General features: G+C 38.1%; 16 protein-coding genes. 14 read left to right on the top strand and 2 right to left on the bottom strand.

Going from position 1 to position 17,831, the window contains the following annotated elements:
- Positions 1-9 precede the first annotated feature (9 nt).
- The 7 genes from CCAL_RS00985 (at position 10) to CCAL_RS01015 (ending at position 8,517) form a co-directional block, all read left to right on the top strand.
- Positions 10-1,047, top strand: a complete 1,038-nt coding sequence (locus tag CCAL_RS00985) for a rod shape-determining protein (protein ID WP_169937650.1) — start codon at positions 10-12, stop codon at positions 1,045-1,047.
- Positions 1,037-1,792, top strand: coding sequence for a rod shape-determining protein MreC (mreC, locus tag CCAL_RS00990; RefSeq protein WP_169937649.1), 756 nt, complete (start codon positions 1,037-1,039; stop codon positions 1,790-1,792). Before CCAL_RS00985 ends, mreC begins: the two co-directional genes overlap by 11 nt.
- On the top strand, positions 1,792-5,049 hold the full coding sequence (gene carB / locus CCAL_RS00995) for a carbamoyl-phosphate synthase large subunit (RefSeq protein ID WP_170015234.1): 3,258 nt from the start codon (positions 1,792-1,794) through the stop codon (positions 5,047-5,049). Before mreC ends, carB begins: the two co-directional genes overlap by 1 nt.
- A 106-nt stretch (positions 5,050-5,155) precedes the next feature.
- Positions 5,156-5,758 carry a LysE/ArgO family amino acid transporter gene (locus CCAL_RS01000; RefSeq protein ID WP_170015232.1) on the top strand — a complete coding sequence of 201 codons (603 nt, stop codon included), beginning with the start codon at positions 5,156-5,158 and terminating at the stop codon, positions 5,756-5,758.
- Positions 5,759-5,855: 97 nt separating this feature from the next.
- Positions 5,856-6,989, top strand: coding sequence for a cache domain-containing protein (locus CCAL_RS01005; RefSeq protein ID WP_170015230.1), 1,134 nt, complete (start codon positions 5,856-5,858; stop codon positions 6,987-6,989).
- 38 nt (positions 6,990-7,027) lie between these two features.
- Positions 7,028-7,831 (top strand): sensor histidine kinase, encoded by an 804-nt coding sequence (locus tag CCAL_RS01010; protein WP_172285022.1) that lies wholly within the window; start codon positions 7,028-7,030, stop codon positions 7,829-7,831.
- The gene (locus tag CCAL_RS01015; protein WP_170015226.1) at positions 7,828-8,517 is read left to right on the top strand and encodes a response regulator transcription factor; all 690 of its coding nucleotides are present in this window, start codon (positions 7,828-7,830) and stop codon (positions 8,515-8,517) included. Before CCAL_RS01010 ends, CCAL_RS01015 begins: the two co-directional genes overlap by 4 nt.
- A gap of 41 nt (positions 8,518-8,558) precedes the next feature.
- Here CCAL_RS01015 and CCAL_RS01020 read toward each other — a convergent pair whose 3' ends face one another.
- Together CCAL_RS01020 and CCAL_RS01025 are read right to left on the bottom strand one after the other, a co-directional pair.
- Positions 8,559-11,009 (bottom strand): molybdopterin-dependent oxidoreductase, encoded by a 2,451-nt coding sequence (locus CCAL_RS01020; RefSeq protein WP_170015224.1) that lies wholly within the window; start codon positions 11,007-11,009, stop codon positions 8,559-8,561.
- A gap of 17 nt (positions 11,010-11,026) precedes the next feature.
- The gene (locus tag CCAL_RS01025; RefSeq protein ID WP_169937636.1) at positions 11,027-11,602 is read right to left on the bottom strand and encodes a hypothetical protein; all 576 of its coding nucleotides are present in this window, start codon (positions 11,600-11,602) and stop codon (positions 11,027-11,029) included.
- 283 nt (positions 11,603-11,885) lie between these two features.
- Here CCAL_RS01025 and CCAL_RS01030 point away from each other — a divergent pair, with 283 nt between their 5' ends.
- From CCAL_RS01030 to carA, 7 genes are all read left to right on the top strand, one after another.
- On the top strand, positions 11,886-12,788 hold the full coding sequence (locus CCAL_RS01030; protein WP_170015222.1) for a DMT family transporter: 903 nt from the start codon (positions 11,886-11,888) through the stop codon (positions 12,786-12,788).
- 56 nt (positions 12,789-12,844) lie between these two features.
- Complete coding sequence (locus CCAL_RS01035; protein WP_170015220.1) at positions 12,845-13,426, top strand: FMN-dependent NADH-azoreductase; 582 nt, start codon at positions 12,845-12,847, stop codon at positions 13,424-13,426.
- Positions 13,427-13,489: 63 nt separating this feature from the next.
- Positions 13,490-13,912 carry a Sua5 YciO YrdC YwlC family protein gene (locus CCAL_RS01040; RefSeq protein ID WP_169971935.1) on the top strand — a complete coding sequence of 141 codons (423 nt, stop codon included), beginning with the start codon at positions 13,490-13,492 and terminating at the stop codon, positions 13,910-13,912.
- Positions 13,913-14,168: 256 nt separating this feature from the next.
- On the top strand, positions 14,169-15,527 hold the full coding sequence (gene gdhA, locus CCAL_RS01045; protein ID WP_169937631.1) for an NADP-specific glutamate dehydrogenase: 1,359 nt from the start codon (positions 14,169-14,171) through the stop codon (positions 15,525-15,527).
- Between the two features lie 68 nt (positions 15,528-15,595).
- Positions 15,596-16,042, top strand: coding sequence for an isoleucyl-tRNA synthetase (locus CCAL_RS01050; RefSeq protein ID WP_170015218.1), 447 nt, complete (start codon positions 15,596-15,598; stop codon positions 16,040-16,042).
- A 118-nt stretch (positions 16,043-16,160) separates the two neighbouring features.
- Positions 16,161-16,712: a DUF507 family protein gene (locus CCAL_RS01055; RefSeq protein ID WP_170015216.1), complete on the top strand. Its 552-nt coding sequence runs from the start codon at positions 16,161-16,163 to the stop codon at positions 16,710-16,712.
- Positions 16,712-17,830 (top strand): glutamine-hydrolyzing carbamoyl-phosphate synthase small subunit, encoded by a 1,119-nt coding sequence (gene carA, locus CCAL_RS01060; RefSeq protein ID WP_169937625.1) that lies wholly within the window; start codon positions 16,712-16,714, stop codon positions 17,828-17,830. The genes CCAL_RS01055 and carA overlap by 1 nt, the downstream gene beginning before the upstream one ends.
- Position 17,831: the final 1 nt, after the last annotated feature.

The following is a 17,831-nucleotide window of genomic DNA, read 5'->3' on the forward strand; positions in this document are numbered from 1 at the left end:
AGGAAGTAAATGTTTTTAGATCAACTGATAGGGTTTTTTTCAAGCGATATGGGTATCGACCTTGGTACGGCAAACACCCTTGTGCTTGTTAAAGATAAAGGGATTATTATAAATGAACCTTCAGTAGTTGCGGTTCGTCGTGAAAAATACGGGAAACAAAAAATTCTAGCCGTAGGACATGCGGCAAAAGAGATGGTTGGTAAAACTCCTGGTGATATAGAGGCGATTCGTCCGATGAGAGACGGTGTTATCGCTGACTTTGATATGACTGAGAAAATGATACGCTACTTTATAGAAAAGACGCATAAAAGAAAGAGCTTTATCCGCCCTCGCATAATCATCTCCGTGCCTTACGGTCTTACTCAAGTAGAAAGAAAGGCTGTCAGAGAGAGTGCGCTAAGTGCCGGTGCTAGAGAGGTATTTTTGATAGAAGAACCTATGGCTGCAGCTATAGGAGCAAATTTACCGGTTCGTGAGCCGCAAGGAAGCCTTATAGTAGATATCGGTGGTGGAACAACCGAGATAGGCGTAGTATCTCTTGGAGGATTAGTTATAAGCAAGTCTATCCGCACTGCAGGAGATAAGATAGATACAAGTATAGTAAACTATATAAAAGAAAAATACAACTTACTTATCGGAGAAAGAACGGGTGAAGAGATCAAAATCGGTGTCGGCTCTGCCATTCAGCTAGATAAGGAACTAACGGTAGTAGTAAAAGGTCGCGACCAGGTTAGCGGACTTTTAAGCCGCGTAGAGCTAACTAGCGAAGATGTAAGAGAGGCTATGAGAGAGCCTCTTAAAGAGATAGCCGATGCGTTAAAAACCGTTCTTGAGATGATGCCGCCTGATCTTGCGGGTGATATCGTTGAAACAGGTATAGTCTTGACCGGAGGTGGTGCGCTTATACGCGGACTTGACAAATATCTTTCTGATATCGTTAAACTTCCTGTTTTTGTTGCAGATGAGCCGTTGCTTGCGGTTGCGCACGGAACCGGAAAAGCACTAGAAGAGATAAGTTTGCTTCAGCAGCTAATAAATGAAGACTAAGATTACTCTTTTTGCTTTAATCGCACTACTTATTGTATTTTCCGTTTATAAAGGCGGAATTTTTACAAATTTGTCGGTTAAAGCGAGTAATTATGTTATAAATTTTTATGATGATATCGCAAAAAATTTAAAAGATAAGATAAATGAACATTTTAGGCAAGTTGCCGAGATTAAAAGCCTAAGAGAGCAAAATGCCGAGCTTGAAAGATCGGCAATGCTTCTTAGCACCTTCGCAAACGAGCTAAATGAAATTTTAAAAGATAAAAACGCAACTGCTTACGCCCCTAAAGTTCGTCTTGTAAAGGGGTTAAGTTATGCCAATATCGGGGATTATAATAAAATTTGGATAACCGAATTTGAAGGATATGATCCAAATAAAATTTACGGTCTTATATACCAAGGAAAAAGTGCAGGTGTTGTGATACAAAAGGACGGCAAACCGCTTGCCTTGCTTCAAAACGACCCAAAGAGTCTATTTTCCGTTTATATAGGTAATGACAAAATTCCAGGTATCGCGCACGGTAATAAAAATGGAATTTTGATCAAATTTATACCTCAATGGCTAAGACCAAAGATCGGCGATGAGGTCTTTACTAGCGGTCTTGACGGAGCATTTTTTAGCGGAGTACCTGTTGGAAAAGTGTCTGAAATTTTTGATGAGAGTTTATACCAAAGCGTTTTAGTCGAGCCTTATGCTCAGATTAATATACCAAGTTATTTATATGTTGTTACAAAGGAAAGATAATGCCAAGAAGAGATGATGTTAAAACGATTTTGCTTATAGGTTCGGGTCCGATCGTTATCGGTCAGGCTTGTGAGTTTGACTACAGCGGCACACAGGCTGCTAAAACGCTTAAAGAGCTTGGATATCGCGTTGTATTAATAAACTCAAATCCGGCTACGATCATGACTGATCCTGATTTTGCCGATGCGACTTATGTTGAACCTATAACAAAAGAGAGTATAAAACGCATCATAGACAGAGAAAATGTCGATGCTATCTTGCCTACGATGGGTGGTCAAGTTGCTCTTAATGTTGCCATGGAGCTTTATGAGGCAAATATGCTAGGAGATGTCAAATTTCTTGGCGCAAACCCTGAGGCTATAAAAAAAGGCGAAGATAGACAAATTTTTAAAGAAGCTATGAAAAAGATCGGCATGGATCTTCCTAAAAGCCACTATGCTCACAGTTTTCAAGAGGCATTAGACGCGGCAAACGATATTGGCTTTCCTATCATTATAAGGGCGTCGTTTACTCTTGGTGGAGCAGGAAGCGGCGTAGCGTATAATATAGACGAATTTAAAGAGCTTGCTCAACTTGGACTTGAGGCCTCTCCTATACATGAAATTCTTATTGAGGAGAGTTTGCTTGGTTGGAAAGAGTATGAGATGGAAGTTATAAGAGATAGAAACGACAACTGTATCATAGTTTGTTCTATCGAAAACTTCGATCCTATGGGTGTTCATACCGGAGATAGTATCACAGTAGCTCCTGCACTTACGCTAACAGATAAAGAGTATCAAGTTATGCGCGATGCCTCTTTTGCTATACTTCGCGAGATAGGTGTTGATACGGGTGGCTCAAATGTCCAGTTTGCTATACATCCAAAAACAGGTCGAATGATCGTTATAGAGATGAACCCACGCGTTTCACGTTCTTCTGCTCTTGCTAGTAAGGCTACGGGCTATCCTATAGCAAAAGTTGCTACTCTTTTGGCGGTTGGATTTAGCCTTGATGAGATAAAAAATGACATTACGGGAACTCCTGCTAGCTTTGAACCTGTGATCGATTATATCGTTACTAAAATTCCTCGCTTTACATTTGAAAAATTTCCAGGCTCTAACCCTTATCTTGGCACGGCAATGAAGTCTGTTGGCGAAGTTATGGCAATAGGCAGGACATTTAAGGAGAGTATCCAAAAGGCGCTTTGTTCTATGGAGCGTGATTTGAGCGGATTTAACTCTTTAAATTTAGATAAAAATGCACTCATATACGGTCTTAGAAATGCAAATGAAAATAGAATTTTAATGATAGCCGAAGCTTACAGACAAGGCTTTAGCTTAGAAGAAATTCATGAATTTAGCAAGATCGATCCTTGGTTTTTGGATCAAATTCATCAAATAGTAAAATTTGAAGACAAGATCGATATGGATATATTAAATGACGCAAATTTGCTTAGAGAAGCCAAAACTATGGGTTTTTCGGATAAGATGATAGCGCATTTGATAAATGAAAAAGACAACCTTGAACTTAGTCAAAATGATATTTATTTCGCTCGCGAAAAGCTTGGTATAAGCCTTGAATACAACGAAGTCGATACTTGTGCGGGAGAATTTAAAGCCCTAACGCCTTATCTTTACTCTACTACAAATATCACCCAGAGAAAGCAGGCTAAAGCTGCTACTAGCGATAAAAAAGTCATGATAATAGGCGGTGGTCCAAACCGCGTCGGACAAGGCATAGAGTTTGACTATTGTTGTGTGCACGCAAGTTATGCATTGCGTGATCTTGGTATAAAAACGATAATGTATAACTGCAACCCAGAAACCGTCTCAACCGACTATGATACAAGTGATATACTTTATTTTGAGCCGATTGATTTTGAGCATATAAGAAGTGTTATAGAGTGCGAAAAGCCTGACGGTGTTATAGTTCATTTTGGAGGACAAACTCCTCTTAAATTTGCTAAACGCTTGACTATAACCGGAGCAAAGATAATAGGCACAAGCGCAAGAACCATAGATGTTGCCGAAGACAGAAAGAAATTTAGCGAATTTATCGATAAGATAGGTGTTAAACAGCCTAAAAACGATACCGCTACAAGTGAAAAAGAGGCTATCGAAAAGGCAGCTGCGATAGGGTATCCCGTGCTTGTTCGTCCAAGCTATGTATTAGGCGGTAGAGCGATGAGAAGAGTTCATAGTGAGGCGGAGCTAAAAGAGTATATGAATGAGGCAGTTCAGGTTAGCAACAACTCTCCCGTGTTGCTTGATAAATTTTTACAAGATGCAACAGAGCTTGATGTAGACGCGATAAGTGACGGTAAAGATGTCTATATTGGTGCGATAATGGAGCACATAGAGGAGGCAGGCATCCACTCCGGAGATAGCGCTTGTATCTTGCCTGCGATGAGTTTAAGTAAGGAGATGATAGATAAAGTCCGTGCTCAAACTCGTGATATAGCTTTAAATTTAGGCGTTATCGGACTTATGAATATCCAGTTTGCGATCTATGAAAATGAGCTTTATATGATCGAGGTAAACCCAAGAGCAAGTAGAACCGTGCCTTTTGTAAGCAAGGCTACGGGCATACCGATGGCAAAGGTTGCAACCAGGGTTATGTGGCAGGGAAATTTACGTGAAGCACTTAAATTCTACGACAGTTACGGTGTTTTAACACAAGAAGACGGAATTTTATTACCAAATATCAAAAATCATGTTTGTGTTAAAGAGGCGGTATTTCCGTTTAATAAGCTAACGGGTGCTGACTTAATCCTTGGGCCTGAGATGAAATCAACAGGCGAAGTAATGGGTATAAGTCCTGATTTTGCTAGAAGTTTTGTTAAGAGCCAGATAGCTGCTAGCAACTGCTTGCCTACAAGCGGAACTGTATTTTTAACCTTAGCCGATGCCGATAAGCCTTATGCAAGTGAGCTAGCAAGAGATCTTATCAAGCTTGGATTTAACATAACGGCAACCGGTGGAACGCATAAAATTTTAAACGAAAACGGCATAAAAGCGGAATTTGTATATAAGATCAGCGAAAGTCGTCCAAATATCGAAGATAAGCTTAAAAACGGCGATATCGCACTTGTGATAAACACAAGCGATAGCAAATCAAATGCCGATGACGGTAAAAAAATTCGCCAAAATGTTTTGAGATTTAAGATACCGTATTTTACCACGATGCGTGCGGCACTTGCGGCCGCTAAGTCGATCAAAAGCGTTCAAGACGGCTCGGCTTACGAAGTAAGATCACTTCAAGAATATCTTAAGAATTAATCAAATTTAAAGGTCTAGGCTATGGCTTAGACCATAAATTTGATCTCATTTTAAGCGTTTATATACATCGAAATTTGGCGTAAAACTGCGCTTTTAAGGGTTTTTTATGGATGCTTTTATATCCGGATTTCTTACTAGTTTATCACTTATACTTGCTATCGGAGCGCAAAATGCCTTTGTGCTAAGGCAGGGCATCAAAAAAGAATTTGTATTTTTAGTTTGTATTATTTGTGCTATGTCAGACGCTATTTTGATAGTAGCAGGAGTTGGCGGCTTTGGCTATATGACGCAAAAATTTAGCTACTTAGAAAGTGTTGCTAGATATGGTGGTGGGGCATTTTTGTTTGTTTACGGGATAAAAAGCTTTTATAGCGCATATAAGATGACGCACGCCCTAAAGCCACAAAGTTTTGCTACTGCGTCACTTACAAAAACAGCTCTTTTAACACTCGCATTTACTTGGCTAAACCCGCATGTTTATCTTGATACCGTTATGCTCATTGGCTCTGTTTCTACTAAATTTGGCACCAATGCAAACATCTTTGGAGCAGGTGCCGTAAGTGCGTCGTTTGTATTTTTCTTTTCGCTTGGATACGGTGCTAGGCTTTTAGCCCCATTTTTTGAAAAGGCGGTGGCATGGAAAATTTTAGAATTTATAGTAGGCGTGATAATGTTAGCACTTGCATTCATGCTTATTTTTAGTGTTTAAATTTAAAATAAAGTCAATATCTTAACCAAACAACGCTTTTGTGTATTTTGCTTTGTTTGAGTAAGTAAATTTATCTTAAAAATCCTATAATGCTATAATGAAATTTAAACAGGTAATTTTTTATTTTTTAGCTATTCTTGCCGTTGGTTATTTTTATTTAGTCTATACAAATTATGATGAAAATAAAAAATATACATACAATGTAGCAGTTACTAGTCAAGTTACGACCGTTCAAAAATACAAAGCCATTATCAACGAGAGGATAGAGCAGCAAAAGAGACTGCTTGAAGAGACGGCTAGATTTATAGAGACAAAAGAGTATGCGACAGATTATGACACTATAAAAGGCGTGCTTAATATCATAGCTAGGACGACAGGATTTTTGGCTGTGTATTCCGGTTATATAGATACGTATAAATTTATCGCCAGTAATAATATCGAACCGCAATATAACTTTTCAAACCGCCCTTGGTTTATAGCGGCAAAGAAAAATATGGCAACTGGTTTTACCGAGCCTTATGTTGATAGGCTACTTAATATATATGTTATCTCGGTATCTACGCCGCTTTTTAAAAATGGTAAATTTATCGGTGTTTTGACGGCTGATTTGGATTTTGAAATTTTTCAAAAAGAGCTTGCAACGCTTTTTCCGCTTTCAAACGGTTCGGCATTTTTGATAGTAAACGGCAAAAACGCACTGGATAAAATGGGTCAAATTTTAGACTTTGATAGTATCGAAGTAAAAAATGCACTAAAAACCATATCTAAAAAAAGAGAGGGAAATGAGCAAATTTTTATAAAAAACAAGCCATATATTTTTGTCTATGATACATTGGCAAATAGCGACTGGATATTAGTTAGCGTGTTGGATGAGACGATGATTTATAAGCAGGTTAATAAAAAGACATTGCGAGATCTGGGTATATTTTTGGCATTAGTGCTTTTTGGGGTTTACGCATTTGTTGCTATTTATATCGCACAGCGAAAATTTTACAAGAGCAAGCATTTGTTAAATCTTTTTTCTAAAAACCCTATCGGTGGACTTGTTATAACTGATCGCGCCGGCAATATCGCCTTTATAAATAAAGAATTTGAAAAGATTTTCGGACTAAAATTTAAGGCAAATATCGGCAAAAACCTAAAAGAGCTTCCGGATATCTTCTATCAAAATCAAAACATGCAAGATATATTTGAGCAAATTACAAATAACCCTAAAAAAGTTTTGGCTTAACTTTAAAAAAAGACGAGTTATTTTATAAGGTCGAATTTTTGCCGCTTTTGGATAAATACAGTGTTTTTGACGGAGTATTTATCATGGCTCACGATGTTACGCATGAGATAGATTTGGAACAAAATAAGCAAAAACAAGAGCAAATTTTATTACAAAATTCCAAAATGGTTGCTCTTGGCGAGATGGTAAGCGCGATATCTCATCAGTATAAACAACCCCTTAATACCCTTTTGCTTTTAGCAAGCGACACGCAAGAGCTACTTAGCGGCATGAGTGCTAATGAAAAAGCTTTAAAAAATATATTAAATATGCGTATGAATATCGACCTGATGAACGAAACGATAGATGTTTTTAGGAATTTTTATAAAGAGGATTTTTGTGAAAAAAGTTTTGATCTGATTGACGTAATGGACGATGTTTTATATATTTGTAGGCCTCAACTTCAGGTAAAAAATATAAAGTTAAATTTTATTTATGATGATGAGGAACATCAGATCACAAGCTATCCGACATATGTTAAACATGTTTTAATGAATATCATCATAAACGCAAAAGACGAGCTTGTTAAAAAGGCTATGCGATGTGATTTTGAGCCATATATCACGGTGACATTAAGACAGGATTGGCAAAAATTTACGATCGGCATAGAGGATAATGCCGGCGGTATTGATAAGAATTTGGCTAAACAGATATTTGAGCCGTTTTTTACAACAAAAGGTGGCGAAGGCACCGGCATGGGGCTTTATCTTTGCAAGTTGATATTTGAGAAAAAACTACGTGGCGATATAAAGCTCGTTAGTGCCGCAAACCCGACAAAATTTGAGATAGAGTTACTAAAATGAATACAATATTTAAAGAACTTAGTCGTATAAACGTGCTTTTGGTTGAGGATGATTTGCATCTGCGAGATGTTATAAAAGAGCTTGTCGAGCCTTATGTGGGGCAAATTTTTAAAGCGCAAAACGGCAAAGATGGACTCGAGATTTTTAGTCAAAATGATATAAATTTGATCATAACCGATATAAATATGACTTCCATGAATGGCATAAAGATGGTAAAACACATTAGAAAACTTGATGAGCAAACTCCGATAATATTTATCACAGCCTATGATACCGATGAAAATTTACAAAATTTAATAACCATACAAAACAGCAGTCTTTTAAAAAAACCATTTGATAAACAGCAGTTATTAATCACCATGCTAATGGTTAGCAAAAACGGTATAAAGGCGCTAGAGCGCTTAAATTTAGGGCAAGGCTTTAGCTATGATATCCAAAGTAGAACTCTTTATAGCGGCGATGAAAACATCGCACTAACTAAAACAGAGCAACGACTCTTGCATATACTAGCGATAAATAAAGACCGAGTGGTATCCTTTGAAATGATAGAAAATTTCACATGGAGCGGCAAGGTCGCGTCGTTTGACACTATGAGAAATTATATAAACAAACTACGCAACAAAACTTATGCAACACTTATTAAAAACATTCAAGGGATCGGCTATAAATTATCACTTTGCGAGTAGTTTAGTGGTGGAAGATGTCCGAGAAGACTCGGACATTAAAATTACATTTTAGGCTTTGAGAAGACCTTGATTTTAGGTGCTGTGCCTGTGAATTTTTCTATATTTACAAGCGCGGTATGCGATATGTTGCCTTGCGCTAGTTTTGATGTGCCTTTGTCGATAGTTAAGACATTGACATCACCGTGAACACACATACTACCTATCTCGCCCGGATCTTGCGGATCATACCATGCACCTTCTGCTACACATACAACATCTTTTCTAACATCATCCGTCACAACTGCACCGCAAAGAATTTTACCGCGTTTTGACGACACAAGAACCAAATCCCCGTCAACTATGCCTTTTTCTTTTGCGTTTTCCGGATTTATCAAGATAGGCTCGCGCTCGTTTACTTCATACACTTTACGCAAGATGGTGTTGTTTAGTTGAGAGTGTAGTCTGTGTCTTGGGTGCGGCGATATTAGGTGGTATGGGAAATCCTTAGTAGCGTTTCCTAGCCATTCTGCCGGTTCGTAAAATTTAGCATAACCTTCGCAGTCGTCATATCCGTAAGATGCAACCTTTTTGGAGAAAATTTCTATCCTGCCGGATGGAGTTCCTAGTTGATTTTCTATCGGGTCTTCAACAAATTCTTTAAATGCAACATAGTCGTCCCCGCCTTGTTCCATTTTTGTAAATTCATAATAGCCCTTCTCCCAAAATGCCTCAAATTTAGGTAGCTCTATACCTTTGGCAACAGCTTGTTCCATGGCTTGCTCGTAGAAGTATTTTGCCCAGCCTTTAGCATCTCTACCTTCGGTAAATAGATCTTTTCTGCCGAATTTATCGGCTATATCGGTAAAGATATCATAATCAGCTTTTGACTCGCCAACAGGCTCTATGCCTTTTTTAAGTGCGATAAGACCTGTTTTGGACTCGGAGCCAACAACGCTTATGTCGTCACGCTCTATCTCTGTGCAAGCAGGAAGAACGATGTCTGCCATGCGTGAGCTGGCAGTCCAGTATGGGTCTTGGTTGATGATAACTTCCGGTTTCTGCCATGCTTTTATCATTTTGTTGCGGTCTTGATGATGATGCATCGGGTTACCGCCTGCCCAGTAGATAAGCTTAATATCGGCAAATTCTACCTTTGTGCCATTATAATCTATGCTCTTGCCCGGATTTAGTAGCATGTCTGAAATTTTAGCTACAGGTATCGCTTTGTTTGAGAAGCTTTGCTCAAACGAGCTTGTATCGTTGCCTGTTCCTGCATTATAAGTCATCGGCTTGCCTACTGTTATGCCTGGTATTGAAACGCCAACACGCTCTGTCGAGCCGACATTACCGTCACCGTGGTAGCTTGCACCGCATCCGCCGCCGTTTTTGCCTATTTGTCCAAGCATGGCAGTTAGTGTAAATACAGCCCAGTTTCCCATCTCGCCGTGGTCTTGTCTTTGTAGTGACCAGCCAGGCATGATCATGGTTGTTGTTTTAGCCATGGTTTGAGTTAGTTCTTTGATCTCTTTTTCACTAATGCCTGTGATCTTACTAGCCCAAGCCGGGTCCTTCTTTACTCCATCACTTTTGCCTGTAAAATAATCTTTAAATTTATCAAATCCAACCGTATATCTCTCGATAAAATTTTTATCATAAAGACCTGTTTCATATAGATGATAACACATTGCAACCATGAGCGCGACGTCTGTGTTTGGTATGATTTTTATATTTTTAGCGTCAAAAAATTTATCACTGTCTGTGCGTAAAGGATTTATCGAGATGACTTTTAGTTTGCCCTCTTTTACGGAGTTTTTAATTTTTACAAATCCATCATAAGACTTATGCGCAGGAACGTCCCAGTTTATCTGTGTGGTGCGCACTAGATCGCAACCTATGAGCACGAGAGTTTGCGTATGTTTTGCGATATTATCCAAGCTTGTGTGTCTAAAATAATGGTTTGTTCCCATTACTATCGGTGTTACGACGGATATTGCACCAGTAGAGTAAGTTCCCTTGCTATCTACAAAGCCGCCGGTTAAATTTAACATTCTTTTTAATAGAGTTTGCGGGTTGTTTAGGTTGCCTATACCAAACCAGCCGTAGCTTCCGGCATATATGCTTTCTGGACCGAAATCCCTCTGACATCTTGCGATCTCTTCGTAGATGATTTGATTTACTTTTTCCCAGCTTACGCGCACAAATTTATCTTTGCCACGCATGGTAGTGTCGCTTTTGTGACGATCTTTTAAAAATCCTTCTCTAACATAGGGATAAAGCACGCGAGTTTCATCGTATGTTCTGCTGCGAACAGCTTTGTTCATTAGAGGTGGATTTGAATCAAAACTTAGTGGCTCAACTTCCGTTAGCTTGCCATCTTCGATAGTCGCTTCAAGTGGACCCCAGTGTGTGGCTGTTGTTACCTTTTTGCTATTGCTTAAAATTTTAGCACTTGATAGCATTGGTGCAGCTGTTACGCCTAACGCCATTCCCTTTAGAAAATTTCGTCTTTGCATTTTTCTTCCTTTCGTGGTTATTTGTTTGATTTGTCTAACAGTTTGTATTGCAAGTATGAGCCGACAAGTCTTGTTTCGTCTTTGTTAAGACCTGCTCTGTCGCTCATGGTTTTTACGACATTTGGCCATTGGTTTATGGTGTATTCATCTATCGCTTTTGCAACATGACAGCTGCCGCAACGAAGATAAAGATCCTCTTCGGCCTCCCATAAACCATCTTTTGTATTTTTGATAACACTTGGGTCTTTTATGTTGAAGCTAAGCTCTATATTTTTCCATTTGACGCCATACTCATCTTCTTTTTCTGATATGATTTTTAAATTTTTAACAGATTCGCCAGTGATCCTTGCAAGCTTTATCCTATCCATGTCGTTATAAAACAAAATATATTCATTGCCGCTCATTACCGATGCGCTCACTTTGTATTTGCTTCCGTCTTTTTGGATGTGAGTGCCTTTATATAATGTGCCTGCTTCTTTGTCGTCTATCAAGATCTCGGTATCTGCTCCTACTATATCAAGTCCTAGCATGAAATTTGGCATACAGCAAAGTAAAAATGCCGCAGCGACTGATCTTAGCTTGTTTTTATCCATTTACTACTCTCCTTTGTTGTTAAATTAAGAAATCATTTTAATACAAAAGTATAAAAAAAGTATAATATTTTCAAGCGCACTTGTTTAAATTTTATTTGTTTAAAGTAGTTCTTATATAATTATAAAAATAGTGATGATAAATTGAACTCAAACATAAATTTACAAGACATAAGAGCGTTTAAGACAATACGACTATTTAATGTAATAAAACGTAGTTTTAAATTTTGGCTACTTAAAAGGGAGCAGTACTGCTTATTTAAATTTAAACTCAGGTATGTTGTTAATGATAAAATTAGTAAAAAATGAATTTTTTGGCATTACTATCACGCTTCTTGGCGGGATTTTATGGGGATTTAGCGGAGTTTGCGGGCAGTATTTATTTACGCAAAAGGGCATTAGTAGCGACTGGCTTGTGCCGTATCGCTTGCTTTTGGCAGGCTTGGCGCTTGTTGTTTATTATTTTATCACTTCGCCAAAAAGCGCGCTTGCACCGATAAAAGACATAAGGCTTCTTCCGCAAATGTTAATCTATGCCATTTTAGGTCTTATGCTGACGCAATACAGCTATTTTTATGCGATAGAGCTATCAAATGCCGCCGTTGCGACCGTTATTCAGTATTCAGCACCCGCACTTATTTTGGCGGTTGTTTGTGTGATAGAAAAAAGATCGCCCAAGATAAATGAGCTAATCGCTCTAATTTTAGCTAGTTTGGGCGTTATTTTACTGGCAACTCACGGCGATTTAACCACGCTTGTTATTAGTCCAAAGGCTCTATTTTACTGTCTTTTAAGCGCGGTTTGTGTTTGTATCTATAATCTTTCGCCCACAAGGCTTAATAAAAAATACCCCATTACGTTAAATTTAGGCTGGGGGATGGTGATAGGCGGGGTGTTGCTTGCGTTTTTTATGAGAGTGTGGAATTTAAACGGTGTGAGCGATGTGAGCGGCTTTTTGGCTTTTATCTCGGTTGTATTTTTTGGCACGATTTGCGCCTTTAGTTTTTACATGGTAGGCGTTAAGTCGTTAGGGGCTAGCAAGGCTAGCTTGATAGCTTGCATAGAGCCCGTAAGTGCGGCACTTTTTGCATACTTTTGGCTTGGGACGGAGTTTGTGTTTTTGGACTTTACGGGGTTTGTTTTGATCATCTCTTGTATATTTTTATTAGCAAAAAAAGACAAGCAATAAAGTCGCAGAAAAATATTATAATACAACTTTAAAATAAAGGATATAAAATTAAAACTTTGATCATAAGCGCACACCCGTTTTTAAATGAGGAAAATTCATATTCTAAAAAGCTGCAAAATGCTTTCTTGGCTGAATTTAGAGCTAAATTTGACGAAGATAAACTCGAAATTTTAAATTTAGCCGATGAGTTTATCCCAGCGCTTGACGGCGATATGCTAAATGCCTGGGCAAAAATTTCAAACGAAGAAAAATTAAGCCAAAACGAGCAAAAGGTAGCAGACGCACAAGCCGGACTTTTAGCACAGTTTAAACGCTGCAAGCGCGTAGTTATCGTTACTCCGCTTCATAACTTCAACATAACTTCAAAGCTAAAAAACTATATTGATAATATCTTCATGGCGGGCGAAACCTTTAAATACGTTACAGGCGGATCTGTAGGGTTAATGAACGATGGACGTAAGGTTATGCTACTTCAAGCAAGCGGTGGGATCTACTCGCAAAACGATCCAAAATACTCGCCTATGGAGCTAACTAGAATTTACATAAAAGGCATTTTTGTTGATTTTTGGGGTTTGAGAGCTTTGATATCGTGTGAGCTGAGGGCGCATCGGTGGGCGCTGTGGATAAGGATAAGATGATGGCAGATGCCATAAATGAGCTAAAAGCTAAATTTATTAAATTTTACGAGTAGGGGTGCAAATTTGATATATCTAGCGCAAACCGATACGACGGCAGGATTTTTAAGCAAGGATTACCGCGAGCTAAACCGAGTAAAAGAGCGCAAACTAGACCAACCATGCTTGATCGCAACTGCCAAATTTGCCACTTTGCAAAACTTAACAAGAGTGCCAAATAAATTTAAAAACATGGTTAGGCGCTCTAAAAAAACTACATTTTTGTATCCAAATTTAAAAGCGATCAGGGTTGTAAAAGATGGTGAGCATGCTAAATTTCTTGACATGCACAGCTGGCTTTACTCTACAAGCGCGAACAGACATGGCGAAAATTTTGATGAAATTTGGGCTAGAAATGTTGCCGATATTGTTGTAGATGAGCGATTTTACCAAGCTAAAGGATCAAAAATTTATAAAATTTCAAAAACCAATATAAAGCGCATAAGATAAATACACTTCTCACATTTCTTTAAATTTTTGTAAAAATCATATCTTAAACGATCAATTTTCTAAATTCATATAAATTTTTAAAAAATATATGCAATGTTTGTAATGCCCATTTATACAGCTTTTGCGTAAGCTCTTATGCTCTTAGTTACCATACGTAACACAAATGCCTAAAATAAAAAACTGAAAGTATTTTTAAACTAAAAAAAATTATAGGCATGTTAGTATTCAACTATAAATTAATCAAAAGGGAGCAAAAATGAGCGAATACATCAATGGTATTCTAGAAGATCTTAAACGACTAAATCCTGGTCAAGAGGTGTTCATCCAGGCAGCTACCGAGGTTCTTTACAACCTTGATCCTTTGATATCAAGAGAAGATAAATATAAAAAACACGCTATTTTAGAGAGGATCACCGTTCCTGAAAGAACCGTTGTTTTTCGCGTGACTTATGTTGACGATAAGGGCAAACCGCAAGTTCACAACGGATATCGTGTCCAGTTTAACTCAGCCATCGGTCCGTATAAAGGCGGTTTAAGACTTCATCCTAGTGTAAATTTAGGCGTTTTGAAATTTTTAGGATTTGAACAAATTTTTAAAAATTCACTAACCGGCGTTAATATCGGCGGTGCAAAAGGCGGAAGCAACTTCGATCCAAAAGGCAAAAGCGATAATGAGATAATGAGATTTTGCCATGCGTTTATGGAAGAATTTTACAGACATATAGGCAATACAACCGATGTTCCTGCAGGAGATATCGGTGTTGGCGGACGTGAGATCGGCTATCTTTTTGGCAAATACAAAAAGATCACTGGAAGATTTGACGGAATTTTAACAGGAAAAGGACTAAACTGGGGCGGAAGTCTTGCTAGAACTGAAGCAACCGGATACGGCTTAGTTTACTTTACGGATAACATGCTTAAAAAAGCAGGTCTTAGCTTAGAGGGTAAAAAATGCTCTATCAGCGGAAGTGGAAACGTTGCTATTTACACCATCGAAAAGCTATATCAATTTGGTGCGTTGCCTATTACTGCGTCTGACTCAAACGGTTATATCTATGATAGTGAAGGTATTGATGTGGCACTTTTAAAAGAACTAAAAGAGGTTCGAAGAGAGCGCTTGAGTGAATACACCAAATTTAGACCGCATGCAAAATACATAAGCGTAAACGAATACGCACCGGGACGCAACGGCGTTTGGGATGTGCCTTGTGACGGAGCATTTCCTTGTGCTACGCAAAACGAAGTTCATTTAGCCGACATTAAAGTCCTTTATGCGAATGGATGTAAATTCTTAGCCGAGGGTGCGAATATGCCAAGCACGCTTGATGCCGTAAATTTCATGCTTGCGCAAAAAGACTTTTACTTTGCCCCCGCTAAAGCCGCAAATGCCGGAGGCGTAGGTACTAGCGGACTTGAGATGATGCAAAATGCAGGCATGACATCTTGGAGCTTTGAGGAGGTTGATAAAAGACTTCGCGGCATAATGAATCATATATTTGAAATTTCATACGCTACAAGTGAGGAATTTGGCGATGCAGGCAACCTCGTGCTTGGCTCAAATATCGCGGGATTTAGAAAAGTAGCCGACGCGATGATCGATCAAGGATATGTGTAGTAAATTTTTATTTTGATGGCTAAAATCAGCTTGTTTTTAGTATAATCAAAACAAAAAAGGTGGCTAAGATGAAGATTATAAATTCTTTTTTTGTGGGATTTTTGTTTGTCTTAGCTCCGATTTTTACTCTATTTGCCGGGCTTAAGGTTAATTACTTTGACCATTACGGCATTGATGAGTATTTTAATGCCATTTTTATACATAATGTGCCGATTTTATGGCTTGCTCCTCTTTATTTATTTGTCGGTTATGCGTTTTTATATTCTAAATTTAGAAAATTTTTTCGTGCATTTTATGTTATAGTTTTACTTTTTTCGCTCCTTAGCTGGCTTCCTGCGATAGGTCTTAATGTGGGGGAGAGAATTTTTGCAGAGCCTGATTATGACGAGTTTATACAAGATAGTGATAGCGGTGTAAAAACTGTAAATTTCCGTCCTTTATATAAAACTAAAGATACAATTTATGTTATAAAAAACAAAGGCGACTACGCTGTAAAGATAAAACGAAACAAATAAAAAAGAAAAATTTTAAATTTCGGTTTATTTTTAACATTTTGACCACTTTATCTCTTTAAATTTTAACGGATTTTTACCTTTTTTTAGCTACAATGTAATAAAAAATAAAGGGTTAAATATGCGGATGAAACTACCACATGTGCCTTATGTCGCACATAAAATAGCGATAGATCTTTTAAATTGTGGCTTTGTTAAGCTAAACAAAGGCATAGAACCGATAGTTGCTAAGGCTACTGAAATTTTAAATGAAGATATAGCAAAAGAGAGAGCCTTAGAGGAGAGAGCTAACGAGCTTTTAGAGAAAAACGAAGACGAAATGCAACTTATGCAAGTTGATCGTAAAAACATGTTCTGGCTTATAAAGAAAAAGTTAGCGGCTGATTTTGATGTGATACTAACCCATGAGGATAGGTTTAGCAACGTAGCTCATAAAATTTTAGAGACGGTATGGAAGAGTAGTTTGGTTGAGTATAATGTCTCTGAAAACCGCGTTAAAAATGTTATCTACAGCTCGATAGACGGGTATTTGAAAAATTACGAAAAGATAGAAGATGATGTTCTTGAAAAGATAGAGAGTTATAAACATAAACTTATCCCTGGAACCCAGGAGTATGACATTGTTTTTGAGCGCCTTTATCAAGACGAACTTAAAAAAAGAGGAATGCTGTAATGAAAGCTTATATTTACATCGAAAACGGCACATATCTTGAAGCAAAAGCGTTTGGAGCTCACGGTGAGTGTGCCGGCGAGCTTGTTTTCAACACATCTTTAACCGGCTATGAAGAGATCATGAGTGATCCTAGCTATGCAGGTCAGTTTATCGTATTTACTATGCCTGAAATCGGTATAGTGGGTGTAAATGATGACGATATGGAGAGCCATAAAATTTATGCAAGTGGCGTTATCATGCGCTCTTATAATGAATTTGCATCAAATTATAGGTCGCAAAAAACATTGGGAGAATTTTTCAAAGAGCAAGGTAAATTCGGCGTTTATGATGTAGATACTAGATTTTTAACCAAAATGCTTCGTGACGAGGGTGCTTTGATGGCGTATATTTCAACGCAAATTAGCGACAAAGAAGAGCTTAAACGTCGTCTTGAAGCAAGCGGACGCATAGAGGATACAAACTATGTAAAAGTTGTAGGTTCAACTGATGAATACGAGCATAAATTTGGAAGTTGGGATAAAACCGCTAAAATTTACAAGCCTTTAAAAAGTATCGGCAAAAAGATCGCTGTGCTTGACTTTGGCGTAAAAAGAAACATCTTGAATGAGCTTTGCGAAGTCGGTCTTGAGGTGGTTGTTGTGCCTCATAGCGTAAAAGCCGAGTATCTGATAGAAAAATTTAAAAACGGCGAAATAAATGGTGTGTTTTTGTCAAACGGTCCAGGAGAGCCAAAAAGTTTAAAGTCGGAAATATCCGAGATAAAAAAGATCATAGACGCTAAAATCCCGATATTTGCGATATGTCTTGGACATCAACTTCTTTCAAATGCCATGGGTTATCCGACCTATAAGCTAAAATTCGGACAGCATGGAGCAAACCATCCTGTGCTAAATTTAGAAACAAAAGCGATCGAGATAACTACTCAAAACCACAACTATAATGTTCCTGAAGAGATCGCCGAGGTCGCTCATATAACACATAGAAATTTATTTGATGGAACTATAGAGGGTGTTAGATATAAGGATTTTCCGGTATTTTCCGTTCAGCATCACCCAGAGGCTAGCAGCGGACCAAATGAAAGCAAATATATATTTAAACAGTTTATAGAAATTTTATAAA

Origin of the sequence: Campylobacter sp. RM6914 (genome assembly GCF_004803835.1) — a bacterium.
Lineage (GTDB): Bacteria > Campylobacterota > Campylobacteria > Campylobacterales > Campylobacteraceae > Campylobacter_A > Campylobacter_A californiensis.